The sequence below is a fragment of the Rhizobium sp. EC-SD404 genome (assembly GCF_902498825.1).
GTDB lineage: Bacteria > Pseudomonadota > Alphaproteobacteria > Rhizobiales > Rhizobiaceae > Georhizobium.
On record NZ_LR701459.1, the window covers coordinates 1405874 to 1429544 of the forward strand.

At 60.7% G+C, this 23671-nt stretch carries 23 protein-coding genes and 1 other annotated feature; of the genes, 13 read left to right on the top strand and 10 right to left on the bottom strand.

The annotated features are described in order from the left end of the window. Window positions 1-279 precede the first annotated feature (279 nt). The 4 genes from GC125_RS07640 to GC125_RS07655 all read left to right on the top strand — a co-directional run bounded on the left by GC125_RS07640 (window position 280) and on the right by GC125_RS07655 (window position 5529). Complete coding sequence (locus GC125_RS07640; protein WP_151985123.1) at window positions 280-777, top strand: phosphatidylglycerophosphatase A family protein; 498 nt, start codon at window positions 280-282, stop codon at window positions 775-777. A gap of 244 nt (window positions 778-1021) precedes the next feature. Next, the gene (locus tag GC125_RS07645; protein WP_151987682.1) at window positions 1022-2035 is read left to right on the top strand and encodes a Tim44 domain-containing protein; all 1014 of its coding nucleotides are present in this window, start codon (window positions 1022-1024) and stop codon (window positions 2033-2035) included. Between the two features lie 241 nt (window positions 2036-2276). After that, window positions 2277-3899, top strand: coding sequence for an ABC-F family ATP-binding cassette domain-containing protein (locus GC125_RS07650; RefSeq protein WP_151985125.1), 1623 nt, complete (start codon window positions 2277-2279; stop codon window positions 3897-3899). Window positions 3900-4074: 175 nt separating this feature from the next. Beyond that, entirely contained in the window at window positions 4075-5529 is a 1455-nt protein-coding gene (locus GC125_RS07655) for a sensor histidine kinase (RefSeq protein WP_151985127.1), read from the top strand. Between the two features lie 198 nt (window positions 5530-5727). Here the strand turns inward: GC125_RS07655 and GC125_RS07660 are convergent, their stop codons facing one another. Both GC125_RS07660 and GC125_RS07665 read right to left on the bottom strand, forming a co-directional pair. Continuing rightward, a complete protein-coding gene (locus GC125_RS07660) occupies window positions 5728-6579 on the bottom strand; it encodes a universal stress protein (protein WP_151985129.1) in 852 nt (283 codons plus the stop codon). Between the two features lie 15 nt (window positions 6580-6594). Continuing rightward, entirely contained in the window at window positions 6595-8079 is a 1485-nt protein-coding gene (locus tag GC125_RS07665; RefSeq protein WP_151985131.1) for a SulP family inorganic anion transporter, read from the bottom strand. A gap of 78 nt (window positions 8080-8157) precedes the next feature. After that, window positions 8158-8213: a sequence feature (sul1 is cis-regulatory element that is thought to sense ions involved in sulfur or methionine metabolism; They are found in Alphaproteobacteria), on the bottom strand. Window positions 8214-8686: 473 nt separating this feature from the next. On the opposite strand from GC125_RS07665, the gene GC125_RS07670 reads away from it, so the two are divergent. Then, window positions 8687-8950 (top strand): DUF1488 family protein, encoded by a 264-nt coding sequence (locus GC125_RS07670; protein WP_151985133.1) that lies wholly within the window; start codon window positions 8687-8689, stop codon window positions 8948-8950. Between the two features lie 16 nt (window positions 8951-8966). On the opposite strand, the gene GC125_RS07675 is transcribed toward GC125_RS07670, so the two are convergent. Continuing rightward, on the bottom strand, window positions 8967-10811 hold the full coding sequence (locus tag GC125_RS07675) for a heavy metal translocating P-type ATPase (RefSeq protein WP_151985135.1): 1845 nt from the start codon (window positions 10809-10811) through the stop codon (window positions 8967-8969). Window positions 10812-11167: 356 nt separating this feature from the next. Beyond that, entirely contained in the window at window positions 11168-12085 is a 918-nt protein-coding gene (locus GC125_RS07680) for an alpha/beta hydrolase (RefSeq protein ID WP_151985137.1), read from the bottom strand. A gap of 105 nt (window positions 12086-12190) precedes the next feature. On the opposite strand from GC125_RS07680, the gene GC125_RS07685 reads away from it, so the two are divergent. After that, window positions 12191-12601, top strand: coding sequence for a MarR family winged helix-turn-helix transcriptional regulator (locus tag GC125_RS07685; RefSeq protein WP_151985139.1), 411 nt, complete (start codon window positions 12191-12193; stop codon window positions 12599-12601). A 173-nt stretch (window positions 12602-12774) separates the two neighbouring features. Further along, entirely contained in the window at window positions 12775-13251 is a 477-nt protein-coding gene (locus GC125_RS07690; protein WP_151985141.1) for a hypothetical protein, read from the top strand. A 113-nt stretch (window positions 13252-13364) separates the two neighbouring features. Here the strand turns inward: GC125_RS07690 and GC125_RS07695 are convergent, their stop codons facing one another. Beyond that, complete coding sequence (locus GC125_RS07695; protein ID WP_199864506.1) at window positions 13365-14129, bottom strand: alpha/beta hydrolase; 765 nt, start codon at window positions 14127-14129, stop codon at window positions 13365-13367. 636 nt (window positions 14130-14765) lie between these two features. On the opposite strand from GC125_RS07695, the gene GC125_RS07700 reads away from it, so the two are divergent. From GC125_RS07700 to GC125_RS07710, 3 genes are read left to right on the top strand one after another with little or no spacing between them, the layout of a single operon-like run. Next, window positions 14766-15455: a CPBP family intramembrane glutamic endopeptidase gene (locus GC125_RS07700; protein ID WP_151985143.1), complete on the top strand. Its 690-nt coding sequence runs from the start codon at window positions 14766-14768 to the stop codon at window positions 15453-15455. Window positions 15456-15501: 46 nt separating this feature from the next. Continuing rightward, the gene (locus tag GC125_RS07705) at window positions 15502-15882 is read left to right on the top strand and encodes a nuclear transport factor 2 family protein (protein WP_151985145.1); all 381 of its coding nucleotides are present in this window, start codon (window positions 15502-15504) and stop codon (window positions 15880-15882) included. A 32-nt stretch (window positions 15883-15914) separates the two neighbouring features. Then, window positions 15915-16856, top strand: coding sequence for an alpha/beta hydrolase (locus tag GC125_RS07710; protein ID WP_151985147.1), 942 nt, complete (start codon window positions 15915-15917; stop codon window positions 16854-16856). Window positions 16857-16877: 21 nt separating this feature from the next. Here the strand turns inward: GC125_RS07710 and GC125_RS07715 are convergent, their stop codons facing one another. Next, window positions 16878-17099 carry a hypothetical protein gene (locus GC125_RS07715; protein ID WP_151985149.1) on the bottom strand — a complete coding sequence of 74 codons (222 nt, stop codon included), beginning with the start codon at window positions 17097-17099 and terminating at the stop codon, window positions 16878-16880. 227 nt (window positions 17100-17326) lie between these two features. Between GC125_RS07715 and GC125_RS07720 the strand changes: the two genes are divergently transcribed. Continuing rightward, entirely contained in the window at window positions 17327-18010 is a 684-nt protein-coding gene (locus tag GC125_RS07720) for a DUF8692 domain-containing protein (protein ID WP_151985150.1), read from the top strand. On the opposite strand, the gene GC125_RS07725 is transcribed toward GC125_RS07720, so the two are convergent. The 4 genes from GC125_RS07725 to GC125_RS07740 all read right to left on the bottom strand — a co-directional run bounded on the left by GC125_RS07725 (window position 17986) and on the right by GC125_RS07740 (window position 21694). Further along, window positions 17986-18330 carry a hypothetical protein gene (locus tag GC125_RS07725; protein ID WP_151985152.1) on the bottom strand — a complete coding sequence of 115 codons (345 nt, stop codon included), beginning with the start codon at window positions 18328-18330 and terminating at the stop codon, window positions 17986-17988. The genes GC125_RS07720 and GC125_RS07725 overlap by 25 nt on opposite strands. An 83-nt stretch (window positions 18331-18413) precedes the next feature. Then, on the bottom strand, window positions 18414-19703 hold the full coding sequence (locus tag GC125_RS07730) for an O-antigen ligase family protein (RefSeq protein WP_151985154.1): 1290 nt from the start codon (window positions 19701-19703) through the stop codon (window positions 18414-18416). A gap of 12 nt (window positions 19704-19715) precedes the next feature. After that, complete coding sequence (locus GC125_RS07735; RefSeq protein ID WP_151985155.1) at window positions 19716-20969, bottom strand: polysaccharide biosynthesis/export family protein; 1254 nt, start codon at window positions 20967-20969, stop codon at window positions 19716-19718. A 44-nt stretch (window positions 20970-21013) separates the two neighbouring features. Continuing rightward, a complete protein-coding gene (locus GC125_RS07740; RefSeq protein ID WP_151985156.1) occupies window positions 21014-21694 on the bottom strand; it encodes a sugar transferase in 681 nt (226 codons plus the stop codon). A 585-nt stretch (window positions 21695-22279) separates the two neighbouring features. Between GC125_RS07740 and GC125_RS07745 the strand changes: the two genes are divergently transcribed. Beyond that, a complete protein-coding gene (locus GC125_RS07745) occupies window positions 22280-22534 on the top strand; it encodes an exopolysaccharide production repressor protein (protein ID WP_286165417.1) in 255 nt (84 codons plus the stop codon). A gap of 107 nt (window positions 22535-22641) precedes the next feature. Beyond that, window positions 22642-23664, top strand: a complete 1023-nt coding sequence (locus GC125_RS07750; protein WP_151985157.1) for a glycosyltransferase family 2 protein — start codon at window positions 22642-22644, stop codon at window positions 23662-23664. The last annotated feature ends 7 nt before the right edge of the window (window positions 23665-23671 follow it).

A 23671-nucleotide genomic window follows, 5' to 3' on the forward strand; every position in this document is an offset into this window, starting at 1 on the left:
GTCTGTTCCACGGTTGCAAGCGCATCCCCCGCGCGGCTGAGAACATCCATTGGCGAAACCCCCTTTGTGTCGAGCCGTACGGCACTGAAAAGGCTTCCTGACCCAGTGGGGTAAAGCTAATAGACCTGCCAAGCTGTACATCGAAACTGCGTGACTCGGTCTGGCAATCACGGAAACGTGAGCTTTCTGATTGGCGAACAGGACCCGAACTGTCCTGTTCGGTCGGTCTCGATAACTTGCACATAAGCTCGAAGGGAACTTCACCTGACCCTCCTCACGATGCCGGACGGCATCCATATCCAACAAATCTTGATGTGGCTGGCCACGTGGGGCGGCTCAGGACTCGTCGAGCCACTGCGGGCCGGTCTTGCCGTGTTCACGATCGTGGGTGTCGCGCTCTTCTTTCCCAAGTTGGGAAGGCCTCACTGGAGTTGGGCGTTGCTGATAGTCACGCTCGCAGGTTGGTGGGCCGCCGAACGTTGGGCGGCTGAAAGCGGTCTTGCCGACGATCGAAGGATCGTCATCGATGAAGTCGCCGGCTTCCTCGCGGTTCTTGCCGTAGCCGGCGTCAAAGGATGGCTGATAGGATCTTCAGCGCTTCTGTTCTTGGCGTTGGATCGTCTCAAGCCTTGGCCATTCAGCCGGCTGGAAGACTTCGGCGGTGGCTTTGGAGTCATGCTCGACGACGTGATGCTGGGCATCGTTCTCGGCGGAGTAATTTTCGCTGCCCGCTGGCTCGCATCGTCATCAGGAAAAACTGCCCATCCTCCGGATTGAATCTCCTCCAAGTCTCTGTTCTCGGCGGGCCGGCCAATGCCGACACACCGGCAGCGTGTTGTTCAACTGACGTGCGGCATCCCAAGTTTCGCCTCCTTGCATTGGGGGAAGGATGTTGCCATATCCCGTTCAGCGGACCGGGCCCCTCTGGCGAACTTTTCGAAGTGTCGCGATGTCGGACCGTTTGGATATCGGCCCGCTTTGCACTGTTTCTCAGCGGGCAACTGGAGGAACGGTTGCCATGATGCGTTTTGGACGCTTTCGATTTCTTGCTCTGTTGTCGGCAGCCTTTGTCGCCTTGACGCTTGTCTCGGTCGACTTCGCCGAGGCGCGTCGTGGCGGCAGCTTCGGTAGCCGCGGCTTCCGCACTCAGCAGGCCGCACCGCCCACGCGAACCGCCCCGAATCAGACCGGCCCCGTCGAGCGCAGCATGACGCCTGCGCCAAGCACCGCGCCGCGCCAACAGCAAACGACCGGCCAGCAGCAGCGACCAGGCATGTTCAGCGGTCTGGGTGGCGGGTTGATGCGTGGCATCCTGATCGGCGGCCTGTTCGGCATGCTGCTCGGCTACGGCTTCGGTGGTATGGCAGGTGCGCTCGGCTTCCTGATCCAACTACTCCTGATCGGCGCGCTGGTCTGGCTGGCGATGGCTTTCTTCCGTTCGCGCCGCCAGCCTGCTGTCGCGGGCGGTGGACGGGCGCCAGCGTCGGCCGGCGGCCCCGCCCTCGGACAGCCGTCCAGGCGCGATGCCGCACCTCAGTCGGCGCCGGCCACATCGTCTTCAGGCTTTACGCTACCCCGCATCGGAGGCGGCGCCACAGCCGCGGCATCGCAGACGTCCGACATCATCGTCGAGCAGGCCGACCTCGATATGTTCGAGCGCCGTCTGGGCGAGGTACAGCGCGCCTTTGCTGATGAGGATCACGCCGCTCTTCGCCGCCTCTCGACGCCGGAAATGGTCTCCTATTTCTCCGAGGAACTGGCCGATAATGCCAAGCGCGGCGTGCGCAACGAGGTCACCGGCGTGCAACTGCTGCAGGCTGACATCGCCGAAGCGTGGAACGAGGGCGCAGACGATTATGCCACGGCCGCCTTCCGCTATGAGGCGATCGACGTCCTGCGTGACCGCGCCACCGGCGCCCTGGCCGGCGGAGTGGACGAGCCGACCGAGACGATCGAGCTGTGGACATTCGTTCGGAATAACGGTGGCGAGTGGAAGCTTTCGGCGATCCAGGAAGCAGGCGCTCAAGGCGCCTGATTCCGCGGCCTTTCCGGAGCATTCTTTTTGCGATCAAGGCTCTACGGCGTGGCGCCCTGAGGACACTGTTGCGCGTCTTTTGCAGTGCGTCTTTCTCAAAGCCGAGCGATCACATCTCCCCATACAATGATGCGCGCTCGGGCTCCTGCAAAACTGACGATATGACGCCACGACCCCTTGCGCGGCGTCGGGTGGGATGGTTTGAGGCGGCGTCCTCTTCGCGCCAACCTGGAAGTCCCGCATGATCCGCCTCGAAAGCATCGGCAAGCAGAACGGCAAGCAGATCGTCTTCATCGAGGCGTCGGCGGCGCTTCAGCGCGGCGATAAGATCGGCCTCGTCGGCCCGAATGGTGCGGGCAAGACGACTCTTTTCCGCATGATGACCGGCGAGGAACTACCGGACGAGGGGCAGGTCTCGGTCGATAAGGGCGTCACGATCGGCTATTTCAGCCAGGATGTCGGCGACATGGCGGGGCGCAGTGCGGTGGCCGAGGTGATGGACGGCGTTGGGCCGGTCAGCGCGCTGGCAGCCGAGATGGCGGAGCTCGAAGCCGCCATGGCGGATCCTGCCCAAGCCGACAAGATGGACGAGATCATCACCCGCTACGGAGAGGTTCAAGGTCTCTATGACGAACTCGACGGCTATGCGCTGGACGGGCGCGCCCGTGAAGTGCTGGACGGCCTCGGCTTCAGCCAGGAGATGATGGACGGCGATGTCGGCAAGCTGTCCGGTGGCTGGAAGATGCGCGTGGCGCTGGCCAAGATCCTGCTGATGCGGCCCGACCTCATGCTGCTCGACGAGCCGTCGAACCATCTGGACATCGAAAGTCTCATCTGGCTCGAAACCTTCTTAAAGGGGTACGACGGCGCTATCCTGATGACCTCGCATGATCGCGAGTTCATGAACCGCATCGTCGGCAAGATCATCGAGATCGATGGCGGCGCGCTGACGTCCTATTCGGGCGACTACGAATTCTACCGGCAACAGCGTGCCATAGCCGAGGTGCAGCAACAGGCGCAGTTCGAGCGCCAGCAGGCGATGCTCGCCAAGGAAGTGGCCTTCATCGAGCGTTTCAAGGCGCGCGCCAGCCATGCAGCGCAGGTGCAGAGCCGGGTGAAGAAGCTCGACAAGATCGAGCGCGTCGAGCCGCCCAAGCGCCAGCAGACGGTGCGCTTCGAGTTTCAGCCAGCACCGCGTTCCGGCGAGGACGTTGCCACGGTCAAAGGCGTGCACAAGCGTTACGGCGAGCGCACGATCTATGACGGGCTGGATTTTCAGGTGCGCCGTCGCGAGCGCTGGTGCGTCATGGGCGTCAACGGGGCTGGCAAGTCGACACTGCTCAAGCTGATCGCAGGCGCTTCCGAGCCAGATGCCGGTACAGTGACGCGTGGCCCGAGCGTTAAGATGGGCTATTTCGCCCAGCACGCGATGGAACTGCTGGAAGGCGATCGCACCGTGTTGCAGTCTCTGGAGGACTCGTTTCCGCTGGCGGGGCAGGCGCCGCTGCGCGCTCTTGCCGGCTGCTTCGGTTTAACCGGCGACGAAGTCGATAAGAAGTGCCGCGTCCTGTCGGGTGGCGAAAAGGCGCGTCTGGTCATGGCCAAGATGCTGTTCGATCCGCCGAACTTCCTCGTTCTCGACGAACCCACCAACCACCTCGATATCGCCACCAAACAGATGCTTGTCGAGGCACTGTCTCGGTTCGAAGGCGCCATGCTGTTCGTCAGCCACGACCGCCATTTCCTGGCTGCGCTCTCCAACCGCGTGCTGGAGCTGACGCCGGAAGGCCCGCATCTCTATGGCGGCGGCTACACCGAATATGTGGAGCGCACGGGACAGGAAGCGCCGGGCCTGCGGAGCTGAGCCTCCCATCACTCCGAGCGCTGCATGACTAAAAGGTCTGCAATCAGGCTGGATCGTCGAGGGTAACGGAAACCTTGAGCGTGTTGTCGATATGGCCAAGCTGTTGCAGGTTCGCTGCAATAGTATATCTAGCCCAAGCTGGCGCAACGTCCAGTCTGAAGCTGATTGACCGAGCATGCCAAAACAATTGTCCGACAGATTATCGGCCATCAGAAGGTCTGGACTTCTCGATCGTTCGGGTCGCGAACAGTTCCATCACCTGACCGAGCATGTGCGCGTAGCGTTGCAGGTGCCCGTTGCGATCATTTCCATTGTCGATGAAGACCGTCAGGTGTTTGCGGGCCATTGCGGCTTGCCTGCACCATGGGACGATCGCGGCGAGACGCCTTTGACACACTCATTCTGCCAACACGTGGTGGAACGGGCCGAAGTACTTGAAGTGAATGACGCCGACCTGCATGAGCTCGTAAACAGCAACCACGCGATCGCGGATCTGGGTGTAAGGGCTTATCTGGGCGTGCCGATCGCGTTGCCGACCGGCGAGTTGGTCGGAGCGTTGGCCGCTATCGACACATCCCCCCGTCAATGGTCCGAGCAAGACCTTAAGGTGCTGGAAAGCCTCGCGCTCGTGGTAGAGCGAGAAATATCGGTCGGGATGTCGGAGCTCAAATACCGACGGCTCTTCGAAGATATGCAAGAAGGCTATTACGTCGCCGAGCCATTGCGAGATGGTGCTGGCAATGTCACGGACGTTCTCTTCGAAGAGGCGAACCCAGCATTTGAGCGTCTGACCGGGTTTGAAACAAACACCATTCTGGGACGCCGACTGAGCGTCGTCATGCCAGAGCTCGGTAATGAGATGCTGCCGATCTTTCGAAAGGTGCTTCGTACCGGCCAGTCCGCGCTGCACGTCAGCGCCCAAGAGATTGGTGGACGTTGGTTCGAGAACCGAGTTCGACGTCTGGAGGGCGACCGCGTTGCTACTGTGTTCACCGATGTCACGCAACGCAAGCTGAACGAAGAGCGACAACGGGTCCTGCACCAGGAAATGATGCATCGCGTCCAAAACACCATGGCAGTGGTGAGCGCTGTGGTGACTGCGAGTTTGCGCAACGCGCCGACCTTAGAAAAGGCTAGCGAAGTGATCGCCTCGCGTATTCAGGCGATGTCGCGCACGCAGATGCTGATTACCCGACAGGAGGGGAACACTGATTTTGCCGAGGTGGTTCGCGAAGCCATCGCTCCTCATGTGGATAATGAAAGCAGACTGACGATCGCGGGCCCCTCGATCGCCATTTCGGCCCAGCAGGCAGTAGGCCTGTCGCTGGCGATCTATGAGCTTTCCACGAACGCGGCAAAATACGGCGCACTGAAATCGGATGAGGGTCAGATTTCAATCCGATGGAGTGCCGGGCCGGATCGGGCTTTCGAATTCTGTTGGAAGGAAAGCAAAGGTCCGGCTGTCTCCTTGCCACTGCGTTCAGGATTCGGCTCGAAACTGACCGACCGGATCGTCGCGGGGTATTTCAGTGGCTCAGGCAAAACCGCTTATTTGCCTGAGGGTGTGGAGTACGTTCTGCGCGGCGTGACCCGCACTGAGAACGCAGATGAGCCCGACAACGAAGACTGAGGGGGGCCGATGTGTTCGATCCCGAACTTGGTGGCGCACATTTATCGCCATAGTCGAGAGCATCGAGGCTAAGCGCAACCGAAGGCGCGCCCAGCCGTTTTAGTCCAGCTTGACCGAATGGCTCCTTATCGCGGCATCTCAACCTCAGTCCGCAGCCGAAACGTGACCGCAAGCCAAAATCGCTTGAGAGACTGATCGCTACCTGAACAGCACGACCGGAATTCTACAGGAGCGCATCATTTCGGCTGTGGTCGAGCCGATGATCAGCGCGCGGATGCGCGAATGGCCATAGGCTCCCATGATGAGGAGGTCGCTGCCGTCGCGCTCAGCGACATCGGAAATGACCGTATCCGGCTCGCCGGAGACAATCTCAACCGAAACATTGTGCCCCCCAGCGCGTAAGATAGCCTGAGCCCTTTCGAGGTGCTGACGGACTTCGTTCGTTTCGCGTCCGACTGTCAGCACCTTGATGTCGAGCCCGGCAAAAAGTGGAGCTCTGGCAATATGCTCCACAGCCCTGGTGGCGCTGGTGCCGCCATCATAGGCAATAAGCACCCTCGTGATTGGCCGGAAGGCGCGAGCTGCGACAAACACAGGCTTCCGAGCCGTCCGGGCAATGCGTTCGAGATTCGAACCGAGATGCAACTTGGCAAAGTCCGCAGCTTCGCCTCGCTTGCCAATCACGATGCCGCGCGAGCCGGTCTCCGCCTCCGCCACGGCCTCCAACAGATCACCTTGACGCAGGCGCGACGTCAGATGCTCGACGCCTGCCGCCCGCAAGGTTGCCTCGGCCTCGTCCAGAATGGCGCGACCGCGCTTCTGTGCCAGTTTCGCACGCTGTTCGTCGAGCGTTGTGAGTTCCCGCAGCAATGCAGTCCGTGCACCAAGCGCAATCGAACCGGAAAGATCGGTCGAAGTCGTTTCGCGGCGGCCGATCACATGAAGCAATTCAACTGGCGCGCCTGTGCGGTTGGCGATCCACGCAGCATTTTCACACACGCTGTTGGAATAGATCGAACCATCGACGAGGGCTATCAGTTTATCCGTCATCAGATTATCCTGTCCTCAATGAGCCATCAGCTTGTCGAGTGCGCCCGGTTTGTCATGGGCGGCCAGTCGATCGACGATGGTTTCGCTTGCCTCGTTCATGCCGACGATCTCGACCTCGGCGCCGTCGCGGCGGAACTTGAGCACCGCCATGTCGAGGGCGGCGACGCTCGAGATATCCCAGATGTGGGCGCGAGAAACGTCGATGGTCACCTTTTCCAGCACCTCCCTGAAATCGAAGGCGGCCATAAAATTCTCCGCCGACGCAAAAAAGAGCTGGCCTTCGACCGTGTAGGTCCGGTGGCGTCCATCGTCGCTCAAGGTTGAGGACACGCCGAAAAGCTGCGCGATCTTCCACGCGAAGAAGATGCCCGAGAGCAGAACGCCAATGAGCACGCCATAGGCGAGATTGTGCGTGACGACGACAGTCACCACGGTCGCCAGCATGACGATCGAGGATGAGCGCGGGTGGTCCCTCAAATTGACGATGGAGGACCAGGAGAAGGTGCCGATCGATACCATGATCATGATTGCCACGAGCGCCGGCATCGGGATCTGGCTGACGAGATCGCCGAGCACCAGGATCATGAAAAGCAAAAAGATGCCGGCTGCGAATGTCGACAGGCGCCCGCGTCCACCCGATTTCACGTTGATGATCGACTGGCCGATCATCGCACAGCCCGCCATGCCACCGATGAACCCGGTGGCCGTGTTGGCTATGCCCTGGCCGATGCATTCCTGATGGCGATCCGACGGCGTGTCGGTCAGATCGTCGACGATCTGTGCCGTCATCAAGGACTCCAGCAAGCCGACCACTGCAACCGCCGCCGAATAGGGCAGGATGATCATCAGCGTCTCGAACGTCAGCGGAATGTCCGGGATCAGGAATATCGGCAGGGTGGAGGGCAGTTCACCCATGTCTCCCACCGTCCGAACATCCAGGCCGAAAGCGATGGCGAGGGTGGTGAGCACGATGATGCAGACCAGCGGCGATGGAACGGTCCTGGTCAGATACGGAAACAGGTAGATGATGGCGAGGCCGGCCGCGACCATGACATAGGTCAGGTTCGGCACACCGACGAGTTCGGGGATCTGCGCCATGAAGATGAGGATGGCCAACGCATTGACGAAGCCGGTCATGACCGAACGCGAGACGAAGCGCATGAGCGCACCGAGCTTCAGCAAACCGAACAGAATTTGCAGCAGCCCGGCGAGGACGGTGGCGGCCAGCAGGTACTGAAGCCCATAGTCGCGCACGAGCGTGACCATGAGTACGGCTGTCGCGGCGGTTGCCGCCGAGATCATTCCCGGGCGTCCACCGACGAAGGCGATCAGCACGGCGATCGAGAAGGACGCGTAAAGGCCGACCCGCGGATCGACGCCGGCGATGATGGAAAAGGCGATGGCTTCGGGAATGAGCGCGAGGGCAACGACGAGGCCCGAAAGCAGGTCGCCGCTCACATTTCCGAACCATTGCGCGCGGTAAGCGGACAAGGAGGTCATGAAAATCCAGATGATGAAAGAACCAAACCAGCGGCCTCTGCTGAGAGAGGGGTCGCACCGGGAGACGGTATTTGATCTAGTTGTCCGGCGGATCGGCGGCCGGAAGAGCCACCCGGAGTTTCACCGGGTCCTGATGGATGACGCTTCTTAGCGTTCCGAAACACCGTTTGGCAACGGGCGTTTCGCCACTATTCGTCGTTACGATGCATAGGCTTCCATAAGTGTCATGGCTATGCGATCCCGGTCAGCGCTTTGGTCAGGACGGTTCCACGACGGTTTATCCGTTACCGCGCGGGGATGGGGCTTTGACTGCGCGTCGCCTTATGTTGGCGCGAAGCTGGCCGGCGTCAGGCAAGGCGTCTGCGATGGAAGCGAAGCTGCTGGCGCACCACGGCCATATCCGTGTACATTGCCCGAGATCCTGTACTGGCAATGGCACCCAGCAGCTGCATCTCGACTAGTCGCGGCGCAGCGCAGCAATGCGTGCTTCCCGCAGCGCCGCAGGCTCAGCGACATCGACACGACCGACTGAAACGCTGGACGCGTTGCCCATGCCGTGCGGCGAGCGCTGGCCGGGGCAAGCATGATCGACTGATGGAGAGACGTCTTGAGCCTGGAATTCCCCAATCGCAGCCGAAGCTTCGACGACGTGCGCAATGCCGTTCGTTTCATGGGCCATGACGGCCTGTTCGAAGTACCATTCTTCGTTGAGGCGGGTGCACTTGCGACACGCAGCAGAGCAAACCCATCCGAGGCCGACTACCTTTCTGCCTTCGATGCTGCCCGATATTCGATCTACGACGTTGCGCGGGAGGCTTATTCACGGGGGCGTCGCAGCGCCTACATGCTCACGGCAAGCGATTTTCGATAGAAGCGAAGGTTAAAGGTCACGTCTCCGAAGGCGTTATTCGGAGCGCGCGTAGCGCGTTGAGAATCACCGCGACGTCGATCGCCTCCTGGAGGAGTGCGCCCTGTATGGGCGTGAGATATCCCAGAGCTGCTGCGATCATCCCCAGCACCGAGAGACCGATGCCTGCAACCACGCTTTCGATGGCGATGCGACGCGCGCCGCGTGCGATCTCGATGCCTGGTCCGAGACGGTCGACGCGATCGACCAGCAGGACCACGTCTGCGGCTTCGGCGGAGGCTGCCGCGCCGCGCGCGCCCATTGCGACCCCGACATCCGCCGCCGCCAGCGCCGGAGCGTCGTTGACACCGTCGCCCACCATCATGACAGGGCCGCGTTTGCGCTCTTCAAGCACAAGCAGCACCTTCTGGTCAGGCGTCAATCCCGCCCGGATTCCGTCGAGCCCGAGACCTTCGGTAACACGTTCAGCCACCTCATGCCGATCGCCCGTTGCCAGCAGGATATGCTCGATGCCCTGACGGCGCAGTCGCGCCACCATCTCGCGCGTGCCGCTGCGAAGCGGATCCGCCATCACCAGATGACCCGCCAACCGTCCGTTGATGGCGACGGCTACAAGGACCGACCCGGCAGCCAGTTCGGCGTAGTCGGCCATGTCCTGACCGACACGGCCCGCCACGAAGTCGTGTCCGCCAACCACGACCGATCTGCCGTCGACCTGCCCAGTCAGGCCTTCACCGGGCGATTCGGTGACGTCCGTTGGGACAGCCAACGTGAGGCCGCGATCGTGAGCCGCCGCAACGATCGCCTGCGCCACCGGATGTCTGGTGGCCTGGTCGAGCGCAGCGGCAAGGCGCAGAACCTCGTCTGGGTCCGTGCCGTCGTGACTGTCGATCTTGACGATCCGTGGTCGGCCTTCCGTCAACGTGCCGGTTTTGTCCAGGATCAGCGTCCGCGCCCTTGCCATCGCTTCGAGAGGGCCGGCGCCCTTGACCAGCACACCGAAACGCGCGGCCCGAGAAAGGCCCGCCACGAGCGCAACGGGAACCGCCAGGATTAACGGGCAGGGGGTGGCAACGACGAGGACGGCAACGGCGCGGATCGGGTCACCTGTGAACCACCATGCGGCAAAGGCGATGGCGACCGTGACGGCCAGGAAGCCGAGCGACCAGCGGTCCGCCAGCCGCGCCATAGGCGCCTTCGACCGCTGTGCTTCTTCCACGAGCCGCACGATGCCCGCGTAAGTGCTGTCCTTCGCCAGCCTTGTCGCGACGACGTCGAATGCTTCCCCGGCATTGGTCGAGCCGCTCATCGCGTCATCCCCATTGCCTGCGCGCAGGGGAAGGGATTCGCCTGTCAAGGCGGACGTGTCGAGAAAGGCCGACGCTGATGCCACCTTGCCGTCGACGGGGATCGTGTCGCCCTGGCGAATGAGCAGGCGGTCGCCGGGGACGATATCGTCGACCGGGATATCCTCCAGGCCGTCTTGCCCGTGACGGGTGGCCGTGCGGGGAGCACGTTCGAGCAATGCACGCATCTCACGACGCGCTCGTCCCTCTGCAAAGCTTTCGAGGAAAGTGCCGCCAGAATACATGAGAGCGACCACAGCCGCTGCCAGCGTCTCGTCGAAGAGGAGCGCAGCTGACATGGAAAGTGCCGCAACGATGTCGAGGCCGACTTCGCCGCGCGACAGGCTGCGCAGGATTTCCACGAGGAGGGCGGCGAGGACCGGGACGACGCCGATATGCCAGACGATCGACGCGATCTCGGGGCGGCCAGTGAAGTAGAACCCCAGCCCGCCGAGCAGGCCGCCCAAGGCAACCACCAGGAGCGCCACCTTGATGCGGTCTGAATTAAAATGCTCCACGACATCGGCCTGCGTGTTCGAGGAAGGGCATTGAGCCGCAAGCTATCACGGCTGGCCGCTGCAAGGATGGATCGTTCACAAGCCGGACAGCGTGTCGTCTTTCGCTCAACTGCGTGGCGGCGGCGATCGATGCGGCGGAACGGGAGGATCGTGCAGCCGCTCTCCTATCAGATCGAGTGCCAATCGGCCGACGCTACGCTGGTGCGGATCCTGCAGGACTTCGGGCGAAGGCAGCGCCGTGCCCTGCTTCAGATTAGATCGCCAAATGGCGGGTCAACTCAACCGCTGAAGCCATTGCTCGATAGGAGTTCAATTGTGGATCGCCCTTGCCGTGTCCGACCTATCTTCCCTTCGCCTCAGCCGCCAAGGTGCTTGGTGTAGAAGGGTGTAAGACGGTCAATCGCCGGGGTCACGTATTCGGGCTTGTAGTACATATCGTAGTGGCCAGCACCGTCGACAACGAAGAAATCCTTATCGTCTGCGGGAGAAAGCTCGATCAGCCGCTGCCCGGCCTCGTATTGTCCGGTGCTGCCACGCTTGCCTCCGACAATGACCTGAAGAGGCTGCGTCAGCAATTCCGGAACGAGATTAAAGGCGTCGAAGCTCAGGAGTTGGCCGTAGCTCGTGAACAGCAATCTGTTGGTGGAGTTCGGATGCCGGTGGTGCGACTCTCGATAGAAGGTGACGGCATCCAGCAGATCCGGGTCTGTGATGTCAGCAGCTTGCGCCTGGCTCAGGCTGTCGGGGATCCAAGGATCGCGTCTCGGCACGCCGCCGCGCGCTGCGGCAGTCCGTTGCTTGCCGACCTCTTCCAGTGTCTGACTTACGTCCGGCAGCATGCGGCGGAATGCTTGCCCTATGTTGCTGGCAACGACAGTCCCGATCGCCTTGAAGCGGCGTTCGGTCAATGCCGCGTTGATCGCATATCCGCCGCCGGCGCAGATGCCGAGCAGTCCGACACGTTCTTCGCCTACAAAGGGCAGGGTCATCAAATAATCAACGGCGCACCTGATATCCTCGACACGGGTCGCCGGGTCTTCCAGATCGCGGGGCTCACCGCCACTTTCACCCTGGTATGAGGGATCAAAGGTGAGGGCGACGAAGCTGCGTTCCGCCAACTTTTCCGCGTAGACCGCGCCAATCTGCTCCTTCACGCTGCTGCCGGGCGTCGCCAGAACCAGTGCGGCATAGGAGCCGGCCGGGTCGAAGTCATTCGGAAAATGGATATTCGCGGCAACGTCGATATTTCTGTTTTTGAATGATACCCGCTTCACGGCATCTGCCCTTTTATGATTGTTTGAGCCGTCACCAATGAGGTCGTATTCCGTTCATGGAAAAGATAGTTCAGATAATAAACAAGTTCAAGGCTGGAACGATACATGCCTGAAGCGGACGCTGGCTATGTGTTCAGGCTGAACCTTCGTCTCTCGACGGAGACTCTTGCTTCGGCAACACCCGAGATCGAGGCGCTGGGTCTAGAGGCCAAGGAGTTCTTCGTTCTGGACGGGTTGGAGGAACAGCCCTACCCAGCGGAATTGGCTCGGCATCTGTCGGTGCCAAAGCCGACGATCACGCTTTATCTGAAAAACCTTCAGGCGAAGGGTTTGATCGCCCGGGCGATCGATACTCGAGACCTGCGCCGTCATCGCATTGAACTGACGGCGCTGGGGCTTGCGACACTCGCGCAGGCTCGCGCTCGGCTGGCCGATCGGTACGGCGAAAAGCTTGCCCGATTGAGCCGGCCTGAGCAGGACCAGTTCGTCAGGCTTTTGGAGAAGCTGAACGGCTGAACGTCCGGGCGCTGAATGTCGCCACGAGTGAAGCTGGGCCGGGTCTCACGAGCCGGCTTGCAAACCGCGTCGTTGCTCCTCGTCCTGTCGATCGATGCAGTCATGACGCTTTGCATTAACGGGTGACGGGATATTGCTCCGTTTCAACCGTAGATGGCGCATTGGGAGGCATCATGGACGAAACGGATGGGCGGTTCCTGCGCTCCGTGTTTGCAGCCGAGCTCATCTTTCTCGCTGTCCCGACGCTGGGTGCGTTGGGAGTATTTCTCGCGGTTTTGGCGTTCGCCGCTTTCCACGGATTTCTCGGGATGATCTACGGCCTCGCCGACTCGTACCGCAGCGTCACGACCTCGCAACTCGTCCTGACGGGGATTCTGTCTGTTTTCGTCGCGGCAACGCTTATTGCCTTGTGGCATTTTTTGACGCTTTCGATCGCATACCTTTCCGGCCGAAACATCAGGACGGCGAGACACCGTCGGAAATTCTGGATTGGCTTCTGGGCAGCGGCGATTCCGATGCTGTCGCCGCTGATGGTTGCGTTGAGCCAGCTCTCTTCGAGCGACAACCCCCTATTTCTTTTCTATTTCAGCGGCCTGCCAATGCTGGTGCCTGTGCTGCATCTCAAGATCGCGACAAGCCTCGACGATTGATAGGCCCGGGCCGGAGGCCAACTCGTCGGATCGAGAGGCAGCAGGCCCGACACACGGCGACCGGGTCAGAAACTGCGCGGACCGCTTGAACGGACCGCGCAGGATCGACCTGCCTATTCCACGGCCTCTGCGGCCTCACGGATCAATTCAGCGACGTCATCGGGGCTGGTCATCGGCAGCATGTGACCGTTTTCGATTTCCACGATGGTCGAACCGGCGCGCTCGGACATCCGTCGCTGAAGTTCCGGCGGAATGGTCCGGTCCTGCGTCGCGATGGCTGACCAGCTTGGCTTTTCGCGCCAAGCCGCCGCGTCGATCTCGTGAGCGAGAATTGCCGTGTTGGACATGGCCTGAGATCTCGCCACGAAGGTGGCATCGTCTTCGGAAAGACCGTTGCCGACCAGCGACATGAAGACCTCTTCCTTGACCAGATAGTGGCCGTCTTCAAAGACTTCGAGGACATCAGGCGTAAAGTCGGTCGACGTGGAGGCGAGCAGGCTGCTGCCGCTTTCACCGGTGTCGGGCTGGAAGGCGGCGATGTAGACCAGACCTTTGACATCCGGGTCGACGCCGACTTCACTGATCACGACTCCTCCATAGGAATGGCCGACCAGCAGCACCGGGCCGTTCTGGACGTCGAGGTTCCGCTGGACCGCGGCAACATCGTCCTCGACGGATGTGAGAGGCAGTTGCACGACCGTCACCATGTAGTCGTCCGCCGTCAACCGGTCATAGACATCGCGCCACGTCGTCCCGTCGACGTTGGCGCCGTGAACCAGAAGGATGTTCTGCACCTGCGCAGATGCCGCGCTCGGCTGTCCGATCATGGCGCCGAGTGCGATGCTTCCGGACAGCAAAAGAGTGTGTAGTTTGGTCATTTCGGATTTCCTTTGACAGTTGATCTCACTGCTATCGATGGAGATGGGCCCGGTCCGGGCGGATCACTAGACCGATTAACGTGATACAGCTTATCAGCGGGAATTATGAATGGACCGAAGCGACCTGGCCGACTTGTTCCTGGCCGTTGCCAACTTGGACAGCCTAGGACTTCCTCATCAGGCCTATCAGCGGACGGATTCCCGGTCTGGCCGGCAGCAGCAGCGGGTCGTGATCGCCCGCGTGGTCTGTGGAGGAAGCTGCAACTGGCGGGCGAGCCGGTCTCCAGTCTCAATCCTGAAGCCGTCAACCTCAAGCTGCAGCGCTTGCATACGCTCCGCCGCGGGCATGGGATCGGCGTTCCCCGCAGACTGCACCAGTTCCAACTGGCCTGCCAATTTGCCGACAGGATCGTCGGCGGGAGTGGGCATTGGATAAAGCGGCCGAGGCATTTGCAGCTGCGATCACCTCATCTCGTTGACCGAACAGTCTGAGACGCGCTTCACACGTTGCCAAAACTGTCACTAAGTGACATATTGATTTGTCACTTAGTGACATGTCGCGTCTATGCTGTTGGTTCAGCCCTTATGCGACATCGGCGAGGCAATTCACGAGCACGGATATCAGGCTTATTTCACATGAACCAAATCGATGACGCGCCCATTCATCCGGGCATGCTGGAGATACGCATTGGATTGATCACACTCGCCATCGTCGGGATCGGCGGCTCGATCGCGATTGCGCAGGTGCTGACCGACCCCGTGCTGATCGGGCTGATCCTCACGGCGATGTCTGGCATCGGTGGACTGGCAGGCTTTGCGGCCGCCTATCGTTGGCGGATCCGGTCGCTGGCGCCGTTCGGCATTCGCTCGACGACCACGCGCTGGCTGTCGCTGGCGGTGGGTGCCGGCATTCTCGCGTTCATCGCCAAATCGATCGCCATTCTGATCATCATCTCGATCGTTGGCCAGGGCGATAGTCCGCAGGAAGTGTATGCGACCGGCGCGAGCGGTGGATGGTGGACGATCATCCTGGCGACGGTCTTCCTTACGGTTCTCACGCCGATCGGGGAGGAGTTCCTTTTCCGCGGCGTGGTGCAGACTGCTCTGTTCCGCCGCTATGGGCCCATCGTCGCTGTTGGCGCAGCCGCCTTCTGTTTCGCGATCTTCCACGGCATCAACATCGTGTTTCCGGTCGCTTTGATCAAAGGCGTGATCGCCGGCGAAATCTTTCGCCGCAGTGGGTCGATCTGGCCGGCTGTCGTCGTCCACGGCGTTGTCAATCTTCCGACGATTCCAATGATGGTGCTGGCCAATGCGGCGCAATGAGGAGTCGGTGCGGCCATGCAAGAGAAACAAAGAGGAGTTCTAAAGAATGGAACACACCGTCCACATGCATCCGGAGCAGGCTCTGGAAAGATTGAGAGACGCGATCGGTTCGCATGACGTCGAGCAGGTCATTGCGTGCTTCTCGCCGGAATTTCGAGGCGAGCATCCGGCCCACCCGGAAAGGAACATCAGCGGCCACGACCAGATTCGCACGAACTGGGGTGGCATCTTCAGGGCGATACCCGACATCCGGGCCAGCATCTTGAACATGGCGACCGTCGACAGTGTCGTTCTGGTCGAATGGCGATGGAGCGGACGACAATTGGACGGAACCCCCTTCAGTGTGGGAGGCGTGACGGTTCAAGAAGTGTCACGCGGCCTCATCGCCTGGACAAGGCTCTATATGGAGCCGATCCCGACCGCTTAGCGGACGAAAACCCAATTCTAAGGAGACGCGACATGCTTTCAGCCGTTTTAGCAATGGCGCTCATTGCCGGGGCAGCCGTCCCTGCGGGTGGTGAGATCGAAGCTGCAGGACCTGAGGGACCGTTGAGGGGAACCATGATCCTCCCGGCTGAAGATGCGCCGGTCGTCCTCGTCATTCCGGGCTCCGGACCCACTGACAGGGACGGCAACAGCCCGCTCGGTATCCGCGCGTCGTCCTATCGCATGCTTGCCGAAGAATTGGCCCAACAGGGGATCGGCAGTGTGCGCATCGACAAGCGCGGGATGTTCGGGAGCAACGGCGCGGTGGCAGATGCCAACGCGGTGACCATCGATCACTATGTCGATGATGTCGCGGCGTGGGTCGACGCGGTACGAACGCAAACCGGACGCGACTGCGTCTGGCTTCTCGGCCACAGCGAAGGCGGTCTGGTCGCTTTGGCTGCGGCCGAAAAGGTCGAGCATCTCTGCGGCCTGATCCTGGTTTCCACAGCGGGGCGCCCGCTCGGGGATGCTTTGAGGCAACAGCTGCACGACAACCCGGCGAACCAACCTCTGTTGCGTGACGCCGATCACGCGATCGACGAATTGTCGGCGGGACGGACCGTGGATATCGGAGATATGCCGCCGGCGCTGGCGTCCTTGTTCAACCCCGCGACGCAAGGCTATCTCATCAGCGCTTTCGCCCGGGATCCCGCACCCTTGGCAGGCAACACCAAGAAGCCGATGCTGATTCTTCAGGGAGAGCGAGACCTTCAGGTATCGACGGCTGATGCCGAGCGGCTGAAGGAGTCGGCCCCGCACGCGACGCTCGTTACCTTGCCGGACGTAAACCACGTGCTGAAGCAGGTCGATTCCGACAGCAGAAGTGAAAATTTGGCGACTTATGGCGATGCCGATCTGCCGTTGGCAGCAGGGGTGTCGGAGGCCATCGCTCGGTTCGTGAAGTCACATTGAACACGGCTCTGATCGGCGCAGCTAGCGAACGATGGGCGTGCCGTCCGATTGCCAGATCGTCGCGCCGGTATCAGGGGCGACGATCTTTTCGATCTCATCGGTGAAGAACATGTCGACGGTGGCGCCGCCTATCCCAGGTGAGATGTTCGTCGTGACATGTTCGAAATCGTCACCGAGATCCTGGCCCCACGCGATGTTGTGGACACGGACAGTTCGCTCGCCCGCAAGCAGCACGTCGGTCAATTGCCCATTTCTCGCGCGAAGCGCCGGAACGACGAGGCTGCAATGCTGGGGCGTAGGTCTGCTCATCGCTCAAGTGTAGCAGACCTACCGGCCGACCACGACGCCTGCGTTCCAGAGGCCGACAGAGCCGTCATGCAGCTGTCGCAATGAATGTCACAAAACTGTCATGAACTGGGTGATGATCGTGCTCGACGTGGAATGTCGCGTTGGGATGGAGATTGTCGGCCATGGCTGTACCTGCGGTTCCCATCGCCTCTTCGCGACTGCCGATCGCATCCGTGGATATCAAGGTCGCGGTTGGCATCGTCATTGCCGCCACTGCAATCTGCACTCTCGTGCTCGTCGCCGACCAATGGTGGGGCGTGGACCATTATCAGCTGGTGCGCGATCCCAACGCGATCGCCAACAACCCGAACTATTTCGGCCTCGTCTCAAATCTCGGGATCGTGATGTGGATTGCCGGAGCAGTTGGCGCGCTTCAGGCCGTCGCTGCTTTAAGACAGACCCGGGAGAAGGCGTTCAGCGGTCTGCTCCTGGCCGGAGGCTGCTTTGCCGCGGTCATGGGTCTGGACGATCTTCTGATGCTGCATGAATCGATTGCCGCGACCGGCATCCCGGAAATCCTGGTGCTTGGGCCCCATGCCATTCTCCTTGCTGCAACGTGCTATCGTGCCTGGCTTTTACAGGGAAGAACGCCATGGTTGCTGCTGGTGGCCTGCGTGGCAGCATTCGGCTGTTCGATGGTCGTCGATGTCGTGCCGGTCGAGTTCGCGGGGCAGGTGTTCATCGAAGAAAGCTTCAAGCTTCTCGGCATCATGTTCCTCACCGCCTACCTTGTGATCACGAGCCAGAAGGCGTTGCGCAGCGCTCCGCACGACGGCTTTCGTCAAACTTCGTTCGAAGATCTGTAGGCGGCAATCCGCTCCAGAATGTCCTTGTAGAAATCGGCCTGGACGTCGAGGTCGCGCAGGCGCGCCTCGCAGGACAACACCGTCCCTGTGAGATCGTCGATGCGGCCATCCAGTTTCCGCTGATCGTTCTCGGCAGCCTGGGCTTCCATCGCAAATGCTGCATCCCCCACTGCGGCCTCGTATCGCCGGCGAATGCCTTCGCGCTCTCTCCGCGCTTCATGAAACAGGGACGTCGACATTTCGGCGAGACGATCGAGGCGTCGCCTGTCGGTGTCTCTGTCGCGGTCCTTGGATCGGATCCGGAAACTCCAAGCATTCATTTTCCCTGTCCTTCTGGTGTCCATTCCGGAGTCGATATGCGGCCGAAGCAATCGCATGAGACATCACGTGCGCGGTTTGTCGGCTAGCGCATGCGCGCAGCTTCCAGGCTGGCCCCGGCAGGCCCGACATCGACGCGTGGCGCTGCAGTTTTGGCGCTCCGCGCGGTTTCCTTCAGCGCCAGGCGACCGCCGGCGAAATAGACCAGGAAGGAGCCGACGGAATAAGGATAGAGGCTGTCGACCTCGGCGAAGGAGCGGATCACCATCAGCACCATCAGTCCGAGAAGAATATAGGACGAGCGGTCGTGGTCGCGATTGAGCACCCGCAGGAGATGGCCGACCACGATGGTCAGCAAGGTGGCGACAAGCAGCACCAACCCGATGGCCCCGAGTTCGACCAGCGCTTCGATATAGGTGTTGTGAAAGTGGAAGCCGTTGCGCGAGCCGATGTAGAACTCGGCCCACAGGCGTTCGGCCTCCGCAAATCCCTGCACCCAATAGGCCTGATAGCCTGTCCCGAGAAGCGGAGCCCCGCGAAACGCAGCCAACCCCTCCGACCAGAGGTAGGTGCGGCCGGTAAGCGTCGCATCCTTTCCGAAGAGGCCGAGCACGGTATCGATCGCGCCGGCATTCACCGCGACGACCGCGAAACCGACACCGAGCAACAGCGCTGCGATGAACCCTGCTCGCCGCGTGGAGGGCCGAAGCGCGAGGATCGCCCGCAGCAAAACGAGCACGCCGACCGTAAGCGCAACGCCGATGATCGAGGTTGCCGACTGCGAAGCGACCAGGGCGTAGGCCGATAAAAGCCCGGTGGCGGCGGCAAAGCCTTTCGCCACCAGGCCGAATGGAAGAGCAAAGATGCAGATGCCGGCGAAGAACACGCCGAGCGAGGCGTAAAAGCCCAACTGGTTCTTGGAGGCGAAAGCACCGACGAAGCTGTAGGTCCCATCGATGGCGTCGTAGTGATACCCGCCGAAGGCAAAGGAATAGAGCAGCACGATCAGGACGCCGACGAGGACGCCTATCGTCAATGTCCGGTCAGCGCAGACCCGCGCCGCGATGATCGCGCAGAGAATATGCGAGGCGTACTGCACCGCTCCGCGGGCGCTGACGCTGGGCGCGAGCGACCAGAATACCGAGAGGCCGCAGAAAATGCAGAAGACGAAGATCCAGACGTAGTTCCAGGGATTGCCGAGCGCCCGGCGATAATCCACGGCGACGAGAAGCATCCAGACGCCATAGAAGGCGAGCACCGCTATCGGGCCAAAGATCGTCGAATAGGCAAAGACCACGATCGATAGTGCCAGCGCCCCCACGCCATAGGGGCCGTTGGACCGTGGATCGAGAAAGTGCGCCTTCGCGATGCGCATTCAGATGTCCACCTACTGGCTTGCCATAGGCTGTATATCGACCTTGACCACGTCGCCCGGCAGGACCGGAGTGCTCTCGTCCGCCGCGAGTTCGCTGACTTCACCGTTGTTGTCGCGCACGATCACATAGCCGACCTGGAGTTGATCACCGGAAGATGCACCGGCGGCCGCTTCTGGAGCGCGTGCCAGCGCTTCGAGGATCAGGTTGCCTTGCGTCGTGATCTTCAGCTCCGTCGCGTTGAGTTCGGCTTCCGTTTGCTGCAGATCCTGAGAGATCCCCGTCTCGTAGTCATCCCGAAGCGCATTCGCGTCCTGGGTTGCCTCGGCGATCGACTGGCGCGCACGCAGCGCAGCCGTTTCCATGTCGAGAACGCGTCCTTCCAGATCGGCAATCTGGCGTTCGAGAGACAGAACGCGCTCATTGACGACCAGCCCGCGCGTCGCGAGATCGCCGATGCCCGTGAGCTCATCTCTTGCAAGATCGGTCTGGCGCTGCTGGGTTTCGATCTTCCGCTCCAGGGCGGTTATTTCGCTCTGGAGCAAGGCCTTGAGATCGTCGATCTCGGCGAGTTGTACGGACAGGCGCTGCGCGCGCGACGTCATGAAGGCTTTTTCGCTCTCCATCAAACGCTGGCCTTCTTCGCTCGAACTCAACTCGGCAGGAAATTCGATGTCGTCACTGCCTGAACTCTCGGCGTGGAGCCGGGCGCGTTTGGCGATCAGCCTTGACCGTTCCACGGCCAGGACATCCCGCTCGCCGCTCGCATTGATGAAATCGCGCTCCAGCCGCATACCCGTGTCGGAAGATCGACGTATGCCGCCGGCGATGCTTACTGCCTTCAGGACAGTCAGATTGGGGTCGAACGGGTAGCGCCCGGGTGTTTCGACATCGCCGGCCATGAAGATCGGGCGAAACTCGGCAAGCTCGACCGCTGCCTCGGGACGATCCATCAGGCCGAGCGTCTGCTGAAGCTCGTTGCCGATCGCCGTGGCAAGTTCCGTCGTGGTTTTGCCGGCCGCGTCGATGTCCCCGACGAACGGTACCGAGATGCGACCGGAAGGTCCGACGGTGTAATCCCCGGATACGGACGACCAGTCGCGCACCGCACCTTCGGTCGTTTGCCATTCAACAACCCGGACCGTGACCTTGTCCATGGTTCCGAGCGTGTATTCCTGGGCCGCTGCGGTCAGTGGCACCCCAGAGGCGACCAGGATACCAACCAGATAGGCGAGGAGGCGTTTGTGCGTGCCTTCAAAGAAATGCATCGACTTTGTCCTTGGATTTCATCCGTACCCGTCGCGCCAAGGCGTCAGTAGCTGCCGCGCGACGTGCAGACGACGGGTATCGTCATCGCGATGATCTTGATGTCGGTATAGAACGACCAGTTCTCGACATAGTGCCGGTCGAACTCGATGCGCTGCTGGTAGGACACGTCATTGCGGCCCGACACCTGCCATAGGCCGGTGAGGCCCGGACGCGACTGAAGATAGTGCGCGGCGGCATTGCCGTAGAGGTCGAGCTCGGACTGCACCACCGGACGCGGCCCGACGACGCTCATGTCTCCAAGCAGAATGTTGAAGAGCTGCGGCAGTTCGTCGAGGCTGAGCTTGCGCAGAACCCGCCCGACCCGTGTCACGCGCGGATCTTCTTTCAGCTTGCGGGTCTTCTGCCACTCGAGGCGGCTTTCCGGGCAATCTGCCAGGTGCTGCTTGAGCAACTCGTCGCCGTTTTCTGCCATCGTGCGGAACTTCAGGCAGCCGAACAGCAGCCCATGCCGGCCGATGCGCTTGTGCGCGTAAAACACGCTGCCGCCATCTGAAGACTTTACGAGAAGCGCGAGCAGACATAGCAGCGGCGCAAGAAGAATAATGGCTGATAATGCACAGACGATATCGAATCCACGCTTTCCCGCTCCTCCAATCGCGGGTGGCATGGACGACAAGGTACTGAGGTGGTCCGCGCGAGCGGACCATCTGGCGACTGGCTTCATGACACTCTCCAACTTCAACACCGCGCTTCTGCTGCGGTGCATCATAAACACCCCTGAGTGTGCTGGTTAAGTCAGATGTGTGCCGTTATTCAGACGCCCGAGCATTTGATGATCATATTTTGTGACGCGAAGATATAAATACGTAATAGCCGCATTGATAAAAATCAAAAACAAAATTAATTTCCTGAAAAATTTTGGATATAGATCAAGTTATATTGTGTTTATTTATGAAAACTAGTCGATAAATAACAGCGACAATTGGGATATACACAATTAAACATGAAGATGAGCGTCGCCGAGTTGATCGAATATTTCTGTTTTTGCTTAATTATCCTAGCCGGAAATGATGCAGTGCAACCAAGCAAATCAGTAAGAACATTGCGATAGCAGTGCCACTTGCGATATGTTGAGGAATGGGCTTGCAGATCGGACGGCTTGTCATTGGAGGATGAAGCCGGTCAATCCGATTTTCTGTGAGTGGGTGGGTTCAGGGCTTGGCGGGCCGCTGCAACCATCTCTGATGTTTGCGCGAGGCGGGTGATGTCCTTTCTGCTTTTTTTCCGCGGTATGATCGCAACGCTTGTCGTGTTTGCGATTGCAACCTTTGCGTTGACGCAATCCGCCTGGACAACCTTTGTCAGCACCGCGATTTGCGCTGTCACGATCCAGGTCGGCTATTTCGCGGCCATCCTGTTCATCGTCTGGCGCGACAGCGGCAATGAGAACGAATCCACTGAGCGGGCCGAGCGAGAAGGTCGGTCGCAGCACGCCGGCGCCACAGAAGGCCCGGATGCATCGTCTTCTCGGCCGATGAGCACCATTTCTCGACCACGGCGCTAGGCACACGCCCTGGGTTGCTGCACAGCACCATTTCGCCATACTTTTCGGAAATCACGGAGGATAAACGTCGATAGCGGCGTGTAGCTCCATGACGAGAGAGGCCCGAGATGGCAATTCCCGCGGGCAGCATGCCCGAGGCTCCAGTCTGCGTCATCATCGCAGCGATGGACGCCTCGGCAACAATCGGCCGGGCTGTTCGGTCAGCTCTGAACGAGCCGGAAGTCGGCGAGGTCATCGTGGTCGACGACGGCTCGAGCGACGCGACGGCCGCGGTGGCCGCGTCGTCCGATGACGGCAGCGGTCGCCTGAAAGTCATTTCGCTGCCTGAGAATGCCGGCCCTTCACATGCCCGCAACCGGGCGCTCGAATTGTCCAACTGCGCGTTCGTCGCCATTCTGGATGCCGACGACTTCATCCTGCCGGGACGTTTTCGCAGACTTCTCCGCCAGTCCGCCGACTGGGACTTCATCGCAGACAACATCCTCCTCATCGATGCCGCCCATGCTGACGCGCCGCTCGACGTCGCCGACATTGCCGAAGATGGCTACATGCTGACGACCCTGCAATTCATTCAGGGCAACATCTCGCAGGCCGGTGTCGAGCGCGCAGAAATCGGATTTCTCAAGCCGGTGATGAAACGGGCGTTTCTCGACCGGCATGGGCTGCGCTACGACGAGACGATGCGGCTGGGAGAGGACTATGACCTCTATCTCCGCGCGCTGGCGAGCGGAGCCCGATATCGCGTCGTTCACGCGTGCGGCTATGGCGCGACCGTGCGGGCGAATTCGCTCAGTGGGCGCCACCGCACGGCAGACCTGAAAATGCTCTACGAGGCCGATCAGCGCATTCGTGCAAAGTTTCAGCTGACCGCTGCGGAACAGGAGGCACTCTCCCGGCACGAAGCGCAGATCCGCCGGCGCTACGACCTGCGAGCCTTCCTCGACCAAAAGAAGGAGATCGGTCTCGGTGCTTCAGTTGCTCAGCTTCTCGGCCGACCGCGCGTCTTCTGGCACGTGATGGCCGGTGTGCTGAGAGACAAGAAGCAGGCCCATCTCTTGCGCAGCAACGCCGGTACGCCGATGACCTTGCCCCGCTATTTGCTGCCGACGCGAATGGCGCACAAAGAATAGACGTCCA

What these genes read in the sequence shown, in the direction of transcription:
- GC125_RS07730 (WP_151985154.1), bottom strand. Translation starts at nt 19,703, where the DNA reads ATGCGCATCGCGAAGGCGCACTTTCTCGATCCACGGTCCAACGGCCCC.
- GC125_RS07735 (WP_151985155.1), bottom strand. Translation starts at nt 20,969, where the DNA reads ATGCATTTCTTTGAAGGCACGCACAAACGCCTCCTCGCCTATCTGGTT.
- GC125_RS07665 (WP_151985131.1), bottom strand. Translation starts at nt 8,079, where the DNA reads ATGACCTCCTTGTCCGCTTACCGCGCGCAATGGTTCGGAAATGTGAGC.
- GC125_RS07645 (WP_151987682.1), top strand. Translation starts at nt 1,022, where the DNA reads ATGCGTTTTGGACGCTTTCGATTTCTTGCTCTGTTGTCGGCAGCCTTT.
- GC125_RS07725 (WP_151985152.1), bottom strand. Translation starts at nt 18,330, where the DNA reads ATGAATGCTTGGAGTTTCCGGATCCGATCCAAGGACCGCGACAGAGAC.
- GC125_RS07685 (WP_151985139.1), top strand. Translation starts at nt 12,191, where the DNA reads ATGCCTGAAGCGGACGCTGGCTATGTGTTCAGGCTGAACCTTCGTCTC.
- GC125_RS07660 (WP_151985129.1), bottom strand. Translation starts at nt 6,579, where the DNA reads ATGACGGATAAACTGATAGCCCTCGTCGATGGTTCGATCTATTCCAAC.
- GC125_RS07650 (WP_151985125.1), top strand. Translation starts at nt 2,277, where the DNA reads ATGATCCGCCTCGAAAGCATCGGCAAGCAGAACGGCAAGCAGATCGTC.
- GC125_RS07655 (WP_151985127.1), top strand. Translation starts at nt 4,075, where the DNA reads ATGCCAAAACAATTGTCCGACAGATTATCGGCCATCAGAAGGTCTGGA.
- GC125_RS07700 (WP_151985143.1), top strand. Translation starts at nt 14,766, where the DNA reads ATGAACCAAATCGATGACGCGCCCATTCATCCGGGCATGCTGGAGATA.
- GC125_RS07690 (WP_151985141.1), top strand. Translation starts at nt 12,775, where the DNA reads ATGGACGAAACGGATGGGCGGTTCCTGCGCTCCGTGTTTGCAGCCGAG.
- GC125_RS07705 (WP_151985145.1), top strand. Translation starts at nt 15,502, where the DNA reads ATGGAACACACCGTCCACATGCATCCGGAGCAGGCTCTGGAAAGATTG.
- GC125_RS07750 (WP_151985157.1), top strand. Translation starts at nt 22,642, where the DNA reads ATGGCAATTCCCGCGGGCAGCATGCCCGAGGCTCCAGTCTGCGTCATC.
- GC125_RS07710 (WP_151985147.1), top strand. Translation starts at nt 15,915, where the DNA reads ATGCTTTCAGCCGTTTTAGCAATGGCGCTCATTGCCGGGGCAGCCGTC.
- GC125_RS07740 (WP_151985156.1), bottom strand. Translation starts at nt 21,694, where the DNA reads ATGAAGCCAGTCGCCAGATGGTCCGCTCGCGCGGACCACCTCAGTACC.
- GC125_RS07640 (WP_151985123.1), top strand. Translation starts at nt 280, where the DNA reads ATGCCGGACGGCATCCATATCCAACAAATCTTGATGTGGCTGGCCACG.
- GC125_RS07720 (WP_151985150.1), top strand. Translation starts at nt 17,327, where the DNA reads ATGGCTGTACCTGCGGTTCCCATCGCCTCTTCGCGACTGCCGATCGCA.
- GC125_RS07695 (WP_199864506.1), bottom strand. Translation starts at nt 14,129, where the DNA reads ATGACCAAACTACACACTCTTTTGCTGTCCGGAAGCATCGCACTCGGC.